The organism is Mesorhizobium kowhaii (assembly GCF_042431665.1).
Classification (GTDB): Bacteria; Pseudomonadota; Alphaproteobacteria; order Rhizobiales; family Rhizobiaceae; genus Mesorhizobium; species Mesorhizobium kowhaii.
Window position 1 is genome coordinate 11,112 of sequence record NZ_JBHLYT010000257.1, and the last position, 16,095, is coordinate 27,206.

At 60.0% G+C, this 16,095-nt stretch carries 12 protein-coding genes; 3 read left to right on the forward strand and 9 right to left on the reverse strand.

Features of this window, described 5'->3' with window-relative positions:
• The 8 genes from ACFFNA_RS41200 to ACFFNA_RS41235 form a co-directional block, all read right to left on the reverse strand.
• A partial coding sequence (locus ACFFNA_RS41200) for a DUF5801 repeats-in-toxin domain-containing protein (protein ID WP_378926251.1) occupies positions 1 to 2,661 on the reverse strand: 2,661 nt, incomplete at its 3' end.
• 534 nt (positions 2,662 to 3,195) lie between these two features.
• Positions 3,196 to 3,654, reverse strand: coding sequence for a helix-turn-helix domain-containing protein (locus ACFFNA_RS41205; RefSeq protein WP_378926253.1), 459 nt, complete (start codon positions 3,652 to 3,654; stop codon positions 3,196 to 3,198).
• A 778-nt stretch (positions 3,655 to 4,432) separates the two neighbouring features.
• Entirely contained in the window at positions 4,433 to 5,155 is a 723-nt protein-coding gene (locus tag ACFFNA_RS41210; RefSeq protein WP_378926256.1) for an amino acid ABC transporter ATP-binding protein, read from the reverse strand.
• On the reverse strand, positions 5,152 to 5,805 hold the full coding sequence (locus tag ACFFNA_RS41215) for an amino acid ABC transporter permease (RefSeq protein ID WP_378926257.1): 654 nt from the start codon (positions 5,803 to 5,805) through the stop codon (positions 5,152 to 5,154). The genes ACFFNA_RS41210 and ACFFNA_RS41215 overlap by 4 nt, the downstream gene beginning before the upstream one ends.
• Positions 5,806 to 5,815: 10 nt before the next feature.
• Positions 5,816 to 6,478, reverse strand: coding sequence for an amino acid ABC transporter permease (locus ACFFNA_RS41220; RefSeq protein ID WP_378926259.1), 663 nt, complete (start codon positions 6,476 to 6,478; stop codon positions 5,816 to 5,818).
• Positions 6,479 to 6,590: 112 nt separating this feature from the next.
• Positions 6,591 to 7,412, reverse strand: a complete 822-nt coding sequence (locus ACFFNA_RS41225; RefSeq protein WP_378926261.1) for a transporter substrate-binding domain-containing protein — start codon at positions 7,410 to 7,412, stop codon at positions 6,591 to 6,593.
• 73 nt (positions 7,413 to 7,485) lie between these two features.
• A complete protein-coding gene (gene lhpH / locus ACFFNA_RS41230; protein ID WP_378926263.1) occupies positions 7,486 to 8,493 on the reverse strand; it encodes a trans-3-hydroxy-L-proline dehydratase in 1,008 nt (335 codons plus the stop codon).
• A 231-nt stretch (positions 8,494 to 8,724) separates the two neighbouring features.
• Entirely contained in the window at positions 8,725 to 9,390 is a 666-nt protein-coding gene (locus ACFFNA_RS41235) for a GntR family transcriptional regulator (protein WP_378926266.1), read from the reverse strand.
• A gap of 330 nt (positions 9,391 to 9,720) precedes the next feature.
• On the opposite strand from ACFFNA_RS41235, the gene ACFFNA_RS41240 reads away from it, so the two are divergent.
• The 3 genes from ACFFNA_RS41240 to ACFFNA_RS41250 all read left to right on the forward strand — a co-directional run bounded on the left by ACFFNA_RS41240 (position 9,721) and on the right by ACFFNA_RS41250 (position 13,400).
• Complete coding sequence (locus ACFFNA_RS41240; protein ID WP_378926268.1) at positions 9,721 to 11,880, forward strand: N,N-dimethylformamidase beta subunit family domain-containing protein; 2,160 nt, start codon at positions 9,721 to 9,723, stop codon at positions 11,878 to 11,880.
• Complete coding sequence (locus ACFFNA_RS41245) at positions 11,877 to 12,896, forward strand: Ldh family oxidoreductase (protein WP_378926270.1); 1,020 nt, start codon at positions 11,877 to 11,879, stop codon at positions 12,894 to 12,896. Before ACFFNA_RS41240 ends, ACFFNA_RS41245 begins: the two co-directional genes overlap by 4 nt.
• A gap of 66 nt (positions 12,897 to 12,962) precedes the next feature.
• The gene (locus ACFFNA_RS41250) at positions 12,963 to 13,400 is read left to right on the forward strand and encodes a GNAT family N-acetyltransferase (RefSeq protein WP_378926271.1); all 438 of its coding nucleotides are present in this window, start codon (positions 12,963 to 12,965) and stop codon (positions 13,398 to 13,400) included.
• 373 nt (positions 13,401 to 13,773) lie between these two features.
• Here ACFFNA_RS41250 and ACFFNA_RS41255 read toward each other — a convergent pair whose 3' ends face one another.
• The gene (locus tag ACFFNA_RS41255) at positions 13,774 to 15,519 is read right to left on the reverse strand and encodes an adenylate/guanylate cyclase domain-containing protein (RefSeq protein WP_378926272.1); all 1,746 of its coding nucleotides are present in this window, start codon (positions 15,517 to 15,519) and stop codon (positions 13,774 to 13,776) included.
• Positions 15,520 to 16,095: the final 576 nt, after the last annotated feature.

Here is a 16,095-nt window from a genome sequence, read left to right on the forward strand (position 1 = left end):
TTCCTGGTCGGCGCCGAACGAGCTTCCGGTGGAGCTCACCACCGCGCCTGGGTCCTGCGCGTAGCCGGTCGGGCTCAGATTGGAGCTGACATTGCTGACGCCCGCGAACAGGGCGACAACCGCTGGTGCCGTGGTGTCGTCGGCATCGGCCTGGATGCCCGCGGTCTCGTCATGCGCCACCTTGGGAGCGCCCTGGACGATGCCCGCCGTCGGGCCGTCGTCCTGGAACTGCACAGCATCGCCGATACCGGTCGAACTGGTCGCCGTGTCGCCGTCACCGTCGGTGACCGTCACCACCGCCAGCAAGGCGCTGTCGGTGATGTTCACCGACTCGTCGTGGCTGGCCCCCGGGGTCGGATGATGGATCGAGGCATACTGCGCCACGCTGACGACGCCGGTCGTGCTGTTGATCGCGACGGCGAATGCCGCCGCCCCAGCGGCCCCGCCGATGCGGCCGACCACCAGGTCGCCTTCCTTGAACAGGAAGATGCTGGTGCCGGCGGTCGTGTCGAGGCCGGAATCCACGCCGGCGGCGGACACTGCCAGCGAGAATGCCGTCGTGCCGCCTTCCTGGTCGGCGCCGAACGAGCTTCCGGTGGAGCTCACCACCGCGCCTGGGTCCTGCGCGTAGCCGGTCGGGCTCAGATCGGAGCTGACATTGCTGACGCCCGCGAACAGGGCGACAACCGCTGGTGCCGTGGTGTCGTCGGCATCGGCCTGGATGCCCGCGGTCTCGTCATGCGCCACCTTGGGAGCGCCCTGGACGATGCCCGCCGTCGGGCCGTCGTCCTGGAACTGCACGGCATCGCCGATACCGGTCGAACTGGTCGCTGTGTCGCCGTCACCGTCGGTGACCGTCACCACCGCCAGCAAGGCGCTGTCGGTGATGTTCACCGACTCGTCGTGGCTGGCTCCAGGGGTCGGATGATGGATCGAGGCATACTGCGCCACGCTGACGACGCCGGTCGTGCTGTTGATCGCGACGGCGAACGCCGCCGCCCCGCCGGCCCCGCCGATGCGGCCGACCACCAGGTCGCCTTCCTTGAACAGGAAGATGCTGGTGCCGGCGGTCGTGTCGAGGCCGGAATCCACGCCGGCGGCGGACACCGCCAGCGAGAATGCCGTCGTGCCGCCCGCCTGATCGGTGCCGAACGAGCTTCCGGTGGAGCTCACCACCGCGCTTGCATCCTGCGCGTAGCCGGTCGGGCTCAGATCGGAGCTGACATTGCTGACGCCCGCGAACAACGCGACAACCGCTGGTGCCGTGGTGTCGTCGGCATCTGCCTGGATGCCCGCGGTCTCGTCATGCGCCACCTTGGGAGCGCCCTGGACGATGCCCGCCGTCGGGCCGTCGTCTTCGATCACGATCTGCTGGCCGACGAACTCCGAGGCGGAGTTGGATGTCACGATGCCGAAGCCGCCGATGTCGAAAGTGTTGTTGTCGTTGCCGGGATCGTTATCCGCGTTGCTGATGTTTTCGATCAGGACGCGGTCGTGGGTTCCACTCGTCGTCCACTGCACCTTGTCGCCGGTGGTAAGCCCGGTGATTGTCAAGGTGCCGTCGGCGTTGACGGTGGCGACCGGAGTTGATTCACCACTGACGACGAAGTTGACGACCGAGCCCGACGTGATGTTGACCTGGGTATCGTTGGTAAGTCCGTCGACGAAACCCGCCCCCGGTTCCGCGGCGGTGCTGAAGGCCGTGATCTTGACGGTGACGGGTCCTTTGCCGGGATTGGTCTGGTTGACGGTGAAGGACGCCGCGGTCGCACTGACGACGTTCTGGAAGTCGATGTTGGCTTCGACATCGGCCTCGTTCTGGTCCAGATTGGGCACGAGGAAGTTCGTGTTCGCGCCCGAGACGTAGGTGATGAACGCCCCCTCAGTGGGGTTGATCGCGTTGCCGTTGACGCCGAACGAGGTGGTGCTGCCGGCCTGGCTGATATTGAGCACGTCCTTTGTATTGAAGTTCCCACCCTCGGACTGATTCAAGGGGTCCTTCCCGATCACCACGATCTGGGTGGAGGCCGGACTGCCGAACATCATGAACAGGTTGCTGCCGGAGGGCGCTCCGGCAAAGCCGAAGTTGAGCGTCTCGCTCGCCGCGAGCTTGAGGGTGTTGCCGAGATCGACCGCGTCATCCGGGTTGGGGTTGCCGCCATGGAAGATCGGAACATAAGTGACGATGTTGAAGGTCACCTGGTCGCTGGTCGCGCCGGCGTTTATCACGTCCTGTTTGAAGACGACGAAGGCGATCGCGTCTGAATTGTTGACAATGCCGTTGCCATCGCTGTCATAGCGACCGATCACGGTGTTGTTCCCATCGGCGAAGAGCAGGATATCCTTGCCGTCGAGGGTGTTGAGCCCGCTATCATCGCCGTTGAGGGTGCCACCGTTGATGTCGGTGAATGTAGTGCCGACGAGCTGGGAGCCGGCGGTGGCGTTGACAGTGACCGAGTTCGTCTTGGTCGCGACGCCGATGCTGGTCGGGAACGCGGAATTCAGCCCGAGAGTCGACTCGAGATAGGTCCGGAACGTGGCCGGCAAACTCAAGTACGCAACATCGGTGTCCGTAAAGGCGTCGTCGATGTTGTCGCCGGTTTGCAGCCCGGTGGTCTGGTCGTTGACGGCCTCGTCGTTGAGAATAAAGCTGATGGTCATTGCTGTGCTCCCCTATCGCGTGATGGGCCGCTGAAATACCCCACCTTCTGGTGAGGTCAGCACGCCCGAACCGTGGACGACGATGTCTTGAGCTACGATGTCGAATGCCATGGAGATTCTCCCCTGTTCAAAACGCATCAAGAAAAGGGGATTCACCCCCCAGATGCCGGATGCCCCTACCCAAGTGCATCCGCTGGCGCGCTGAATTGCGGCCCTCAATCCTCCATTGTGCCGCCGAGGCAGAGGGCGCGTCCATTCGCGTTTCGATAGTATTGGGGTGAATGCCCATACCTGATCGAACGATATATATCCTTCGATAGATCAGGCCGGCGCAGGCGTCGCGGGCGGTCGCGCCGGCATCGAGGCCGACGCCGTCAGGCGCCTTTCCGTTCTGTTTGCGGCATCATGTCGATGCTAATGCATGTCGCTCAAAAGTGGCCCCGGTTTTGAGGCAACGACATGCATGGAAACAAAGACATAAAGCGCGTCGCATGAATCCGTTTCGACGCGACGCGCTTTAGCGGAAAGCGATGGTCAGAGCGGGCCGGCTTCTGGACGCTCGGCGCCTTTGCCATTCGCCACCCAGGCCAGTTCCGCCCGGTTGCCGAGGTGCAGCTTCTCATAGACGTGATGCAGGTGCATCTTCACCGTGCCTTCGGATACATGCAGCCGCTGCGCGATGGTCTTGTTGCGCAACCCGCGCGAGACGAGATCGGCGACTTCAGTCTCCCGCCCGGTCAGCCTGGACATCGGCTGGTGCTGCGTTTCTGGCATCAGCAGTTGCTGGACGATCTTGTTGTCGATCCACTTCTTGCCTGCCGCCACCGCATTCACGCATTCGATGAGATAGCGGTGGCTGATGCCGTCCAGAAGCAGGCCATCGCCGTCGAGCGCCTGTATTTCCTTGATGTCGAGCCTGCCGTTTGGCTGCACGATGAAGATGATGCCGAGAGCGCTGTCGCAGGCCCTCAGCCGGGAGGAAAGACCGGCCATCCGCGGGTCCGCTATATCCAGGCCGACGATGACAATATCAGGCCGATGGCGCTGCACATGAGGGACAATGTCGACAGGGCGGCGGCACTGGGCGACAACATCGTGCCCAGCCTTCCGCAGAACCCATTCCAGACCGGCGAGATACACCCCCCGCGGGTCCGCGACAACCAAGGTCGACATGCGAACACCGTCCGGAAAAACGCAATGAACTCGTTTAAATACCCGTCAAATCAGGAAACCAGAGCTTAGGCATATTGTCAAGTAACAACTAATATAACTGCGGCTATGATAGCAACCCGAGGCTCTCAAGCCGACCGGTGCGAACACTTAGCACGTGAGCAGGTTCGGCTGACGCCGACGGATGGTGTGGCAGCGCCCATTCGCCGGGCTGCGATCCCTTTCGATTTCCGACGACGATGGTGTCTACCACGACATGTCCGAGATCGTGGAAGCTATGCTCGCAACCCCTGCTACAACGACCCATGAGTTCGCAGCGCAGTTCATGGTCGTTTGCAGCGGCGACGACGGTAGCGGTTTGTAACATGGCACGACACGAAGGGAGCAGGTTTCCTGCCCCTCAGGTTGCGTAACATCACAACTACTTAGCTGTATTTTTCGGTTAGGTTAAGTTCGGTTAGCCAAGTCATGACTAGCGAACCTCTGTGCATCGCGTTGATGTTGTTGATTTATGGTGGGCTCCCGAGGACTGGCGTGAGAGGATCGAACTCAGGTTCACTGCAGGGAGACGCGCTTACGAGAGGCGCTCCCAGCAGTCCTGTCACAATACCGAGCGCAGGAAGTCTGCCGTTTCGGGTGTTTGAGGGCTGTCGAAAATCTGCGCGGGCGTGCCGAGTTCATGAATTTGCCCTTGGCAGAAGAAGGCGACACGATCCGACACCTCTCGTGCGAAGCGCATTTCGTGCGTCACCACGATCATGGTCATCCCTTCTTTCGAGAGCATGCGCAGGGTGTCCAGAACCTCCCCGACCAATTGCGGATCGAGAGCGGAGGTCACCTCGTCGAACAACATGTAGTCAGGCGACATGGCAAGCGCGCGTGCGATTGCCATTCTCTGCTGCTGTCCGCCAGAAAGACGCGAGGGAAACGCCGTAAGCTTTTCACTGAGCCCGACATGGCCAAGCTGCTTGACGGCGATGGCCTCTGCTTCCTGCTTCGACTTGCCCAGCACCTTTCGGGGGGCAAGCATGACATTTTCCAGGACGGTGAGGTGTGGGAAAGCGTTCCACTGCTGGAAGACGATGCCGATCCTGCGGCGGAGCTTATTGAGATCTGTGGTCTTCGCATGGACGTCTATGCCGTCAACGCTTATGCGTCCCTTCTGGATGCCCTCGAGACCGTTGATACACATCAGCATGGTCGATTTGCCGGAGCCTGATCCGCCAATCATCGATAGAACTTCGCCCTTGTTCACATTTAGGCTGACACCCTTGAGAACGTGCAGAGTGCCGAAGTGCTTGTGTACGTTTTCGATCTCTATCATTGTATCTGCCATCTCTTCTCAAGCTGGGCTCCGAGCCTCGCGATTGGGAAGCTCATCAGGAAATAGATCACACCGGCGATGGACAGGATCAGGAGCGGCTCCTGCACTCTGGTCGTGACAATCTGCGAGCTTCGCAGGAGCTCGACGATGCCGATCCAGAGCACGAGGGCGGTGTCCTTCATGACCCCCAGCGCCAGACCAATCCAACTCGGAAACACGATTCTGGTTGCCATGGGCAGGGTGATCGCCACGACCTCCTGAAGCCAGGTCAAACCAAGGGATCGTGCGGCTCGCCTGGTCGTGGTCGGCACTGCCGTCACCCCACTTCTGACGATCTCGGTGCAAAACGCCGCAGTATAGATGCCCAGGCAAAGGCAGGCCACCAGGTAGGTCGGCCAGTGAAGACGAAACATGCTGTTGAACGAGTTGAACAGCACCAGCTGGATGAGCAACGGAATGGACCGGAAGATGTCCAGAATTCCGCCAATTGGCCAACTGACCCACCAGGGTGAACCGGCCCTGGCAAGGCCGAACAAAACGCCAAGGCCAGTGCCAATGGCCACGGAGGCCAGGGTGATGGCGATTGTGGTAACAGCGCCATTCAACATAAAGAGAATGTCGCTCCATGATAATGAGGCGCCAAAAAACATTTGTGGATCCTCAGTAACGGAACAGGCGAGACGCAAGCAGTCGTGCGCCTACGGTGAATGTTTTGGATATTAGATAGTACAGGCAAGCCGCGACAAAGAAATATTCGAATGTTCGGTATGTCACGACGTTCAATTGTTGCGTAACCCCGGTCAGGTCACTTGTCAGGCCGACTACCACCCCAAGCGATGTCATCAGGATCGACCAGACCATCTGGTTCGTCATGGCGTGGAACACTGCGCGCAGCATTTGCGGCAGGACGACGTGCCACATGGTCCGAATTTGACCCAAACCCAATGAGCGGGCTGCGCGTGTCTGGGTCTCAGGGACAGCGGAAAACCCGCCGCGGAAGGTTTCCGCGAGATAGCCGGCATTGTTGAAGGTGATGCCCAGCAGGAGCGCGGAGTAGGAGTCGACACGAAGCCCAAAGGATCCCAGGCCGAAATAGATCAGGTAGATTTGAAACAGGGCAGGGGTGTTTCGCGCGGTCTCGATCCATATGTCGGCCAAAGCCGCGAGCGTTTTTCCGCCCGATCGTTTTGCGAGCGCCATCAGAACGGCGAAGACCGTGCCAATTGCCATCGCCAGGGTGGCGATTTCGAGGGTCACCAACGCTCCCCACAGCATCTCTGGCAGTGAGTGGAGCACGGGACGCCACTGGAAGGTGTATGCCATGCGAGGACCCCTTCGTGCGACGGATACTGTTCTTCGGATCAGCAACGACATGTCGTCGTCGCCGGGCATCCCGGACGCAATCACACGACTGCGTCCGGGACGTCGTGGACTGCTACCGATAGACGCCTGCTACCGTGAGATCAGGAGCTGGGCCGCCTTCTGTCCCAACCCATTTCTTGTAGAGTTCGGCATAGCGACCGGAGCGAACCTGCCGGTTCAGGAACAGGTTCACGTAGTTGAGCAGTCCCTGCTCGTGGCGCTGCACGAGGATGGCGCAATAGTCGGCATCGACGGGAGCGTCACCGACAATCTTCAGGCCGGGATACTTGCCCGACTGGATGATGGCCGTCGCGATCGTGGATGTCGTGTAGGTCGCATCGATCTGCTTCTGGCTTAACGCCAGGAACGTGTCCGACTGGGACTGGAAGGTCAGCATCTTGCCGTTTGCGTCATTGAACCCTTTGACGGACGATTCAAGAGCAAGCGTCTCATAGGCGCCTGCCGGTCCACCTACCGTGTGCCCCTTGATGTCAGCAGGGCTTTTGATGCCGGAGTCTTCGCGCGCCAGAACGATGGTCTTGAAAACGAAATAGGGGATCGAGAAGCCGATCGTTTTCGCCCGCTCAAGCGTGTCGGATGCAACCGCGATGCCGACATCGGCTCGTCCTGAGAGAATTGCGGGAATTCGATCGGGATCGGGCGTGTCGACGATCTCGGCTTCCACGCCAAGCGCCTTCGCCAAATCATAGCAGTAGTCGACGTCAAAGCCGATCGGCTTGTTGTCTTTGTCGCGCGCCCCGTTTGGCGGGAAGTCGAGTTCGATCGCGCATCGCAGCTTGCCGGCCGAGATGATGTCGTCCAGCTGGTCGGCGTGCGCTGCAGTTGCGAGTCCGGACGCTAGGGCGGCGGCGAAAATGAATGGAGAAATGCGCATTTCAGTTCCTCTCTTTTGTTTTGAGTTGTAAGTTCGCGGATTTAATATCGTATCTAGAATATCGTATACGATACTACTGTACAAGAAACCCGTAGGTGAGCGGATCGGACTCATCGATGACCCAGTTCGCGAAACCGCAGATGGAGGCTCGCCCGCTCACTTCGGAGATGACAGCGTCGAATTCTCCGACCTTTGTTTCGCTGAGAACACGTCCTTTGAAGATTGTCCCGATGATCGACTCGTTCACCAGGGTTTCTTCTGCGGATAACTCCCCACGTAGATACAATTGCGCAACTCGGCCGGCTGTTCCCGATCCTGTCGGAGATCGGTCGATCGCCCGATCGGCGTAGACGCAGCAATTTGCCTGCGTCGATCCCTGATGACGAGGTGCGCCGTAGACCATGACGCCGTACACATCATTGAATTCTGGGATTTCGGGATGAACAACGGACATCTCGGCATTCACGGCAGTCTTGATCTCATAGCCAAGCTGCATGATTTTCTGCAGATCCCCCTCGCGAATAGAGACATCGTGCCGGCGCCCGTCGACGTAGAAATACGTCGCGCCGCCGTAGGCAATATCGCCGGTGACCTGCCCGAATGTCGGCGTCACAACCGTCACGTCCTGCCTGAAGACGAATGAGGGCACGTTGACAAACCGAACAGACCCAACCCTCTCGCCGTCCCATTCGACAAAGGCTTCGATGAAACCACAAGGAGCGTCGATGCCGACGCGGGTCTCCGGTGACACCCGCTCGATCCAGCCCAACTCAACCGCGGCGGTTGCGAGCGCGATGACACCGTGGCCGCAATGTGGGCTGTAGCCCATATTGTTAAGGAAGATGACGCCGAAATCTGCTCCTGGGCTGACAGGCGAAGTCAGGTAACCGCCATATAGGTCCTTGTGGCCACGCGGCTCGAGCATCACGGCGCGCCTGTACTGATCCGCGTTTTGCTTCAACCAGGCGCTGCGTTCCACAATGGTCTTGCCGGGGATTTTCGGAAGCCCCTGCGTTACAAGCCGGAACGTCTCACCGCACGTGTGCAACTCGACAGTGTTCAAAAACCTCTCGTACTTCATGTCACTCCCCGAAGCGGTATCTCTCGCCAGTCCGTCGTGGAGCAGCGGGCAGGCAACATCGTCCAGCATCACCGGAGGGCGCTGACCTCAAGTGAAGTATCCGTCGGACAAAAAACGAACCCTGCATGGAATATCGTATACGATAAACGATAGGCGTCAAGGGCAAAAGTTGTGCTTGCAAGCCGTCGCAGGCTTTTCGGCTGCGGAGGCGAGTTTTTCGCCCGAAAGTGCCTATTTGTGAATATTTGCCAGCAGGGATGCGCATGCCTTGGAAATGTGGTCATGCAACAACTGTGCCGCTCGATCGGCATCGCCGTCGCGACAGGCCGCCAGAATCTGGCGATGTTCCCTGTCGTCAACGCCAGTTCCGCCCGAAAGCGTGAGCTGGATGCGCAGATAGCGCTCGATCCGATCGTTGACAGACCGAATGAGGTTCATGAGGAAGGTTCGGTTGGCGTCCTCGTACAGGCATGAGTGAAACTGCCAGTTGAGCTCGGCCCATCGAGCCACATTCGTCTCGCGTGCGAACGCGTCGCAATATTCTTCAGCCCGCCGGAACGTCTTTGCCGTCATGTGCGGCACGGACAATTTCAGTGCGCTCGACTCCAGCATGGCTCTTACTTCGAATATCTGCGCGATCTCAGGCTCCGAAACGCTTTTGACAACGGCGCCGCGGTTGCGCTGGAATTCCACCAGGCCTTCGGCCTCGAGGCGCTTGAGCGCCTCCCGTACCGGTATTTTGCTGACATCGAAGAGTCTCGCGACGTCGTCTTGGCGGATGGGCTCTCCCTCATCGAACTCGCCGGTGATGATGGCTTCCCGTATGTGCTTGGCGATGAGGTCAGAGGCCGTCGGCGCTGAGCCGAGAGATGGCAGACCCGCGGGGTTCAGGGGCAATGGTGTCTCCAGGTCCGCAAGGGATAGCGGTCGCAGAACATGTTTTCAGCATTGGTGTTTGCCTTCCACATAACCGGCAACGGTTCACCGGTTTCTGGAGTGCAAAACGTATACAATATTCGGCATAGTGCTGGGTTCATTGGATGTCCAGTGCTGTAGCCTGTTTCCAACCGGGGTGAGCGTTGGGCTAGCAAAACTCCTGTTGACAAAACGGAGTATCGTATACGATATTCGATCTAGCGTGTTATTTAGAGCATGCGCCTCATCATTGCAAGCTGTTGTCCGCGTCTTCGCCGAACACTGAGCTTGGTGTCTCTCGCAAGGTACGACATGCTCAATACCGAACATCCTTTGCCAGCGGCAATCGGCTACGTGACGCCCCTCAGCGCGAAAGCGGGGGAAATTCTCCAGTTCAAGATCTCGTCGGCGGGTAACCGGGATGTCGCGGCAAGCGTCTTCAGGCTGGACTGTTGCGATCCGAATCCGGCCGGCCCCGGGCCAAAGAGCGAGAGGGTCGATTTTGGATTGGAGCGGCGGTATCGGGCAGCTGAGCAAAGTGCTCATTTGGGCTCCTGCGCCATCGGACCCATCCCAGAACGTCCGGAAATTCAGGGCCTGGTCGTCCGCCTTATCGTCCAGCCAAAGCTCTCAGGCGCCTTCAGCCAGACAATTTTCTCGCTGCAGAATTCTGATGGCTCAAAGGGCTTTGCTCTGGTTCTGGTCGACGGAACTCTCTTTCTGAAGACGTTGCGGCAGCCTCAAACGATCATCGATCTGAAGCTCGATCTGCGATTGAACGAATGGACCGAACTCGATGTCGCCTTCGGCGAGGAAGGTATTTCCGTCCATAGCTCTGCCATTCGCGGCCGCGACAATTCAGAGGTGGCCGTGGCGGCGAACGATGTTTTGAATGTGCTTCGCGATGTCGACCATATTTGCTTCGCGGCTACCTGGGTCGGGCATCCCGAGGATTGCTTCAACGGCTCGATCGAAGCACCTGTTGTAAGCGACGCCTGCGGCGACGTTCTGGCCAGTTGGAGCTTCGCGACTGCCATCGGCGACGAATGGATCGAGGACGACATCGATCGGTCGCGGCGCCTTGCATTGATCAACATGCCGATGCGCGCTGTGCGGTCGTCAAGCTGGACCGGGCGTAACATGGATTGGAAGGTTGCGCCGCAGGACTATGCCGCGATCACCTTCCATTCCGACGATCTGAGCGACTGCAAGTGGGACACAACGATAGCGGTTGAGGTGCCGGCCGGCATGCCGTCAGGCGTCTACGGTCTCTCAATCGACAATGGCATCGGCGCCGACATCATTCCGTTTTATGTCCTTCGCAGCCCGGAATTGCCCAGGCAAAGAATCTTGTTTCTGGCGCCAACGTTCACCTACATGGCCTACGCGAACCACGCTCGCGGCAATTTTGCCGGCGTGCTCGAAGCGCGGGTCAAGGAGTGGAACGCTTACCCCCACAATCCAGATGTCGTCGGTGCCTATGGCTATTCCACTTACAATCGTCATCCAGACGGATCGGGCGTAACCCTGTCATCGCGGCTGCGGCCGATCATGACGATGCGCCCGCAATATCTCACATACTTCGACGCAAATGGCTCGGGCATGCGCCATTTCTCTGCGGATTCCCACCTGACGGACTGGCTGAGGGCCAAAGGCTTCGGGTTCGATGTCTTGACTGACGAAGACCTGGATCGTGACGGGGCCAGCGCCCTGTCCGCATATGATGTGGTCCTGACGGGAACGCATCCCGAGTACCACACGCGTGAGACTCTTGAAGCACTCATCTCCTACAGGGAGGGAGGCGGCAAACTGATGTATCTCGGCGGCAACGGCTTCTACTGGAAGATCGGTCGCAATCCGGATGTGCCCCACATGATTGAGATTCGCCGCGCGGAGGGCGGCATGAGAGTTTGGGCCAGCCAGGTTGGGGAATATTACAATCAGCTTGACGGCGAATATGGCGGGTTGTGGCGGCGCAACGGCATAGCACCACAGAAGGTCGCTGGTGTCGGCTTCACCGCCGAAGGCGCCTTTGAAGGAACCTACTATGTCCGCACCAAAGAGTCGTTCGAAGCCGACCTGGCATTCTTGTTCGATGGCATCCCGAACGACGAGAAAATAGGCGACTTCGGTCTGTCAGGTGGTGGCGCTGCCGGATTTGAAATCGACCAGACCGCCGCGGATCTTGGGACGCCGGATTTTGTGCGCGTTGTTGCCGCGTCCGAAGGCCATGGGCCAACTTTCGAAACGACATTCGAAGAACTGCTGCTGCCCGGCGTCTTCGACGGAGACCCACGACCCTATGGCGGCATCCGCTCGAACATTGTTTACGGGATGGCGGCCAATGGCGGAGGTCTGTTCGCCGCGGGTTCGATCACCTTTTGCGGCAGTCTTTCGCACAATGGCTACGACAACAACGTTTCACGCCTTCTCGAAAATTGCCTGCGGAATTTTCTCGAGGCTCCGCGATGACGACCGAACAAGCAGACGTCCGCATCAACTTCGACGATCTCCGGTCTCTCCTTCGGGACATCTTTCTCAACAACGGAACATCGAACATCGCTGCCGACATCCTGGCCACAAACTGCGCAGGCTGCGAGCGAGACGGCGCCATCAGCCATGGCATATTCCGCATTCCCGGATATCTGGCATCACTCAAGACCGGCTGGGTTGACGGCAAGGCAAAGCCTGACGTCATTCCTGTAAGCGCCTCCTTCATTCGCATTGATGCGCGGAATGGCTTCGCTCAACCAGCTCTGGCCGCAGGCGCGGAGGCGATCAAGATCGCGGTTGAAAGCACCGGCATAGCCGTCGTTGCAACCCGAAACTCTCACCATTTCAGCGCGCTCTGGCCCGATGTCGAGCCGTTTGCCCGCGAGGGCCTGCTGGCGCTCACCTTCGTCAACGGTTTGGCAAACGTTGTGCCGCACGGCGGCCACGCCCCGGTTTACGGCACGAATCCCATTGCCTTCGCAACGCCTGTGGCAGACGCGGAACCACTCGTTGTCGATCAGGCGACGAGCGTGATGGCCAATGGGGAGGTCAGACTGCATGCGCTTGCGAACAGCCCGCTGCCGCCAGGGACTGGGATCGATAGTGCCGGAAGACCCTCCACCGATCCTCATGCGATTCTGGCGGGCGGAGCGCTTAACACCTTCGGCGGCTACAAGGGGTCGTCCATTGCGCTCATGGTTGAGCTCATGGCCGGCGCGTTGACGGGCGGTCAACTGTCCTTCGAAAACGACTTTGGCGATTGCATTGGAGCCCAGACACCGAAGGCTGGTCAGCTGCTTCTGGCCATAGACCCAACGCGTGGCGGCAACGCCGGATTTGCCAAGCGCGTTTCACATCTATGCTCACGACTGATCGATGCCGGCCAGGATCGGCTGCCAGGTCAACGACGCTACGCAAGCCGCCTCAACGCAGAACGCTTCGGCATTCCAATCTCAGAGGACAACCTTGTTCAACTAAAAGCCTTGGCTGCCTGACGAGACGATTTTCTCACGGAAAGAAACGCAGGATCGGAATTCATAACCAATGTCACTGGAAACAGCATGACCTACCTTGTTCAAGACAAAAACCGGCTCGCCCTCAAACGGTCGCTTACATCCTCACAGATCGACCAGCTGGTGGCTCTCTTTCAGACCGAATGGTGGACAAAGGGCCGAACCCGGTCGGACACCGAAAGAGCCTTGCAAATGGGTGGGCCGATGTTTGCGTTCGTGGATCCGGAGGGCGACGATCTCGTCGCATTCGCTCGCACCATCACAGATGGCGTCTACAAGGCGATGATCTTCGACATCATCGTCAAGGCCGCCTGGCGAGGCACAGGATTAGGCGCCTTGTTGATGGAGACAGTGTTGAACGACCCGGCGCTCGTCAACGTCAAGCACCGAGAACTTTACTGCCTGGAGGACATGGTGCCGTTCTATGAAAAATGGGGATTCACGGACAACCTGCCGGGCCTCTATTTCATGAGGAAGTCTACTTAGGCTAGCCCAGCGCGTGACGCCTATCGATCAGCACGATCTGTAAGGGTGCGGTCAGCGCAGGCGCCAAAGCTCCATAAGATGCAGACTGGAATTCAGCCTAATATCCATTGTTTTCAAATCTTACATTCAGTCACGGTCGGCTTTTGACCCAACGGCGACATTTGTCTGGACCGTCGGTAGTTCTCGTCAGGTGGAAACTGGAAGTTCGACGCGAACCCAACAGAGAGCTCGCCGGCTGTTCACGGCTGCTCTACGCGCTCAGTCCTCGGACAAGCCGACCAGACAACTATCCGTCCAGAAGCGACGCGGGATCAAGGGACGTCGCCTGGCCGGACGTGACGCGCAGGAGAGGGCATCTTTGCAACCGCGACGATCACTCCGGCACGCCGGAGATGCCCAGCGCCTCGACGTAACGCTCGGCGAACACCTTGTCCAGCCACGGGTTGATCTGTCTCTGCAGTGTGAGCGTGTAGGTCGGGAACGCTTCCATCAGCCGCCGCGCCGCCGCCTGCGCCTCGTCCAGCCGGTTGAGTTTGACCAGCGCCATGATCACCACCCGGTGCGAGGAGCCGTAGTTCGGCATCTCGTGCAGCGCGCGTTCTCCCCATGCCAGCGCTTCCTCGTAGCGCTCGAGCATCAGGTAGCTCATCCCGATGCCGGAGAGCGCGATGCCCTTCTCGGGGTCGACCGGGCTCAGCCGCATTGCCCTGTGAAAGTGCTCGATCGCGACGAGCGGGCGACTGGAATGTGCGTTCACCCAGCCGCTGCCCGTATGGCCCTGCGCCGAATTGGGGTTGAGCAGCAGGGATCGTTCGATCGTGCCCAGTGCCATCTCGTAGTCCTTCGCGCTGTAGGCGATCACCTGCGCGGCGAAGCGTAGGCTCGTGGGGTCGTCGCGCGCTTCCGCCAGTACCTCGCGCGCCATGCGTCCGGCGACTCGGATATCGTCGGGCTCGTGCCAGCACTGGCTCACGGATAGGCTGCGGATATAGGCGCCGAGTGCCTTCGCCAAGTTGAAGCCAGGGTCGATGCTGAGCGCCTCGTTGGTGAGCCGGCGCACGTCGGCAAAGCCTTCGCGCGTCATGCTGTAGAAGCGCGGCAGCGCGCGAAGGTAGAGGTCGTAGGCGCTGATGTAGTCGGTCGGCTTCATGCGCGCTTGCTTGATCTCCTCCAGCCGGATGCTCGGCTCGACAGCGCCGACAACGCTCTCGGTCACCTTGTCCTGCAGGTCGAAGATGTCGCTCACGTCGCCCTCGAAGCGATCGACCCAGACATGGTGTCCGCTGATCGCGTCCACTAACTGCCCACTGATGCGCACCCGCGATCCTGCTCTGCGGATGCTGCCTTCGAGCACGTAGCGGACGCCCAGCTCGCGCCCGACCTGGCGCAGGTCCACCGCCCGGCCCTTGTAGGTGAAGGACGAGTTGCGGGCGATCACGAAGAAGGAGTTCACCCGGCTCAATCCCGTGATGATGTCCTCCACCAGCCCGTCGGCGAAGTATTCCTGGTCGGGATCGCCGCTCATGTTGGTGAAAGGCAGAACCGCGATCGAGGGTTTCTCAGGCAGGGGAGGCGGTGCAGCCACCGAGGCGCTGGCGTCGGTCTCGACGCGGTAGGCGCGCACAGGCCGCTCGATGTTCTTGAGGCGCAGCTCGCCGAGCGGCGTGAAGCCGCAGTCGAGCTTGCCCTGAAGGTGGTCGTAGGCGGTGCCCGAGACGACCACGGTGCCGGGATCGGCGATGCTTTCGAGGCGGGCGGCGATGTTGACCCCGTCGCCGTAGAGGTCGCCGTCCTCCTCGCAGACCACGTCGCCGAGATTGACGCCGATGCGGAAGCGAATCCGCTCTTCCTTGGGCGTCTCCGCCTCGTGTTCTGCCAGGGCCTGCTGGATCGCCATCGCCGAGGTCACCGCGTTAACGACGCTCCCGAACTCGCACAGCATGCCGTCGCCGGTGAGCTTGACGATCCGACCCTGGTGCTCGGAGACCAGCGGTTCGAGGAGGTCCTTGCGGTAGATCTTCAGCCGCTCGAGCGTGCCGCGCTCGTCGCGCTCCGTCAGGCGCGAATAGCCGACCACGTCGCAAGCCATGATCGCTGCGAGGTGGCGCTGCGTGGTCATTGCACCGCTCGGCCAAGCGCCTGCACGCGGGCCGCCCCGCGTCCATGTCCTGCCAACTTCCAGACGACCCACGTGCATGGTATCCATCTCTCCCAGTCTCCGCCCGTCGCCGATACAGAACGGAGAACGCGGCTTGACCTTGCCTTCACGAGATTTCGCTATCCCGCTTGCGGGGCGTGGAGCGTTCCACTCGCCGCTCTAACAGCCAACCGACGACACGCCCACGCAGCCTCTGGGACGCTGACACGCCACTCCCAGAAGGCCGGAGATATTTCCTGCCCTGTGTAACCGGTTGACGCCACCGTAGCGGTGCTTTTGTATCGGGCATCACACCAGACGTTCGCGCTTAGAGCTGCTGAGGTCGGTAAGTGGCGCGTTCCTGACATTCAGTCAGCCAAAGAGATACTGAAAAGGCGGCTTCTGACCCCAAGCAGATTTTCACAGGTGAAGGCGCGCACGACTGCTTTGCGCCGCATGCACGAACCCGCTCCGCGGGAGGAGCGCCTCGGCCTGAGATGGCGCGACAGGCATTTGACTTGAGCGGGTAGAGGCGTCGATCTGACCATGGAGTTCCCT

What these genes read in the sequence shown, in the direction of transcription:
- ACFFNA_RS41205 (WP_378926253.1), bottom strand. Translation starts at nt 3,654, where the DNA reads ATGGCCGGTCTTTCCTCCCGGCTGAGGGCCTGCGACAGCGCTCTCGGC.
- ACFFNA_RS41210 (WP_378926256.1), bottom strand. Translation starts at nt 5,155, where the DNA reads ATGATAGAGATCGAAAACGTACACAAGCACTTCGGCACTCTGCACGTT.
- ACFFNA_RS41215 (WP_378926257.1), bottom strand. Translation starts at nt 5,805, where the DNA reads ATGTTTTTTGGCGCCTCATTATCATGGAGCGACATTCTCTTTATGTTG.
- ACFFNA_RS41220 (WP_378926259.1), bottom strand. Translation starts at nt 6,478, where the DNA reads ATGGCATACACCTTCCAGTGGCGTCCCGTGCTCCACTCACTGCCAGAG.
- ACFFNA_RS41225 (WP_378926261.1), bottom strand. Translation starts at nt 7,412, where the DNA reads ATGCGCATTTCTCCATTCATTTTCGCCGCCGCCCTAGCGTCCGGACTC.
- lhpH (WP_378926263.1), bottom strand. Translation starts at nt 8,493, where the DNA reads ATGAAGTACGAGAGGTTTTTGAACACTGTCGAGTTGCACACGTGCGGT.
- ACFFNA_RS41240 (WP_378926268.1), top strand. Translation starts at nt 9,721, where the DNA reads ATGCTCAATACCGAACATCCTTTGCCAGCGGCAATCGGCTACGTGACG.
- ACFFNA_RS41245 (WP_378926270.1), top strand. Translation starts at nt 11,877, where the DNA reads ATGACGACCGAACAAGCAGACGTCCGCATCAACTTCGACGATCTCCGG.
- ACFFNA_RS41250 (WP_378926271.1), top strand. Translation starts at nt 12,963, where the DNA reads ATGACCTACCTTGTTCAAGACAAAAACCGGCTCGCCCTCAAACGGTCG.
- ACFFNA_RS41255 (WP_378926272.1), bottom strand. Translation starts at nt 15,519, where the DNA reads ATGACCACGCAGCGCCACCTCGCAGCGATCATGGCTTGCGACGTGGTC.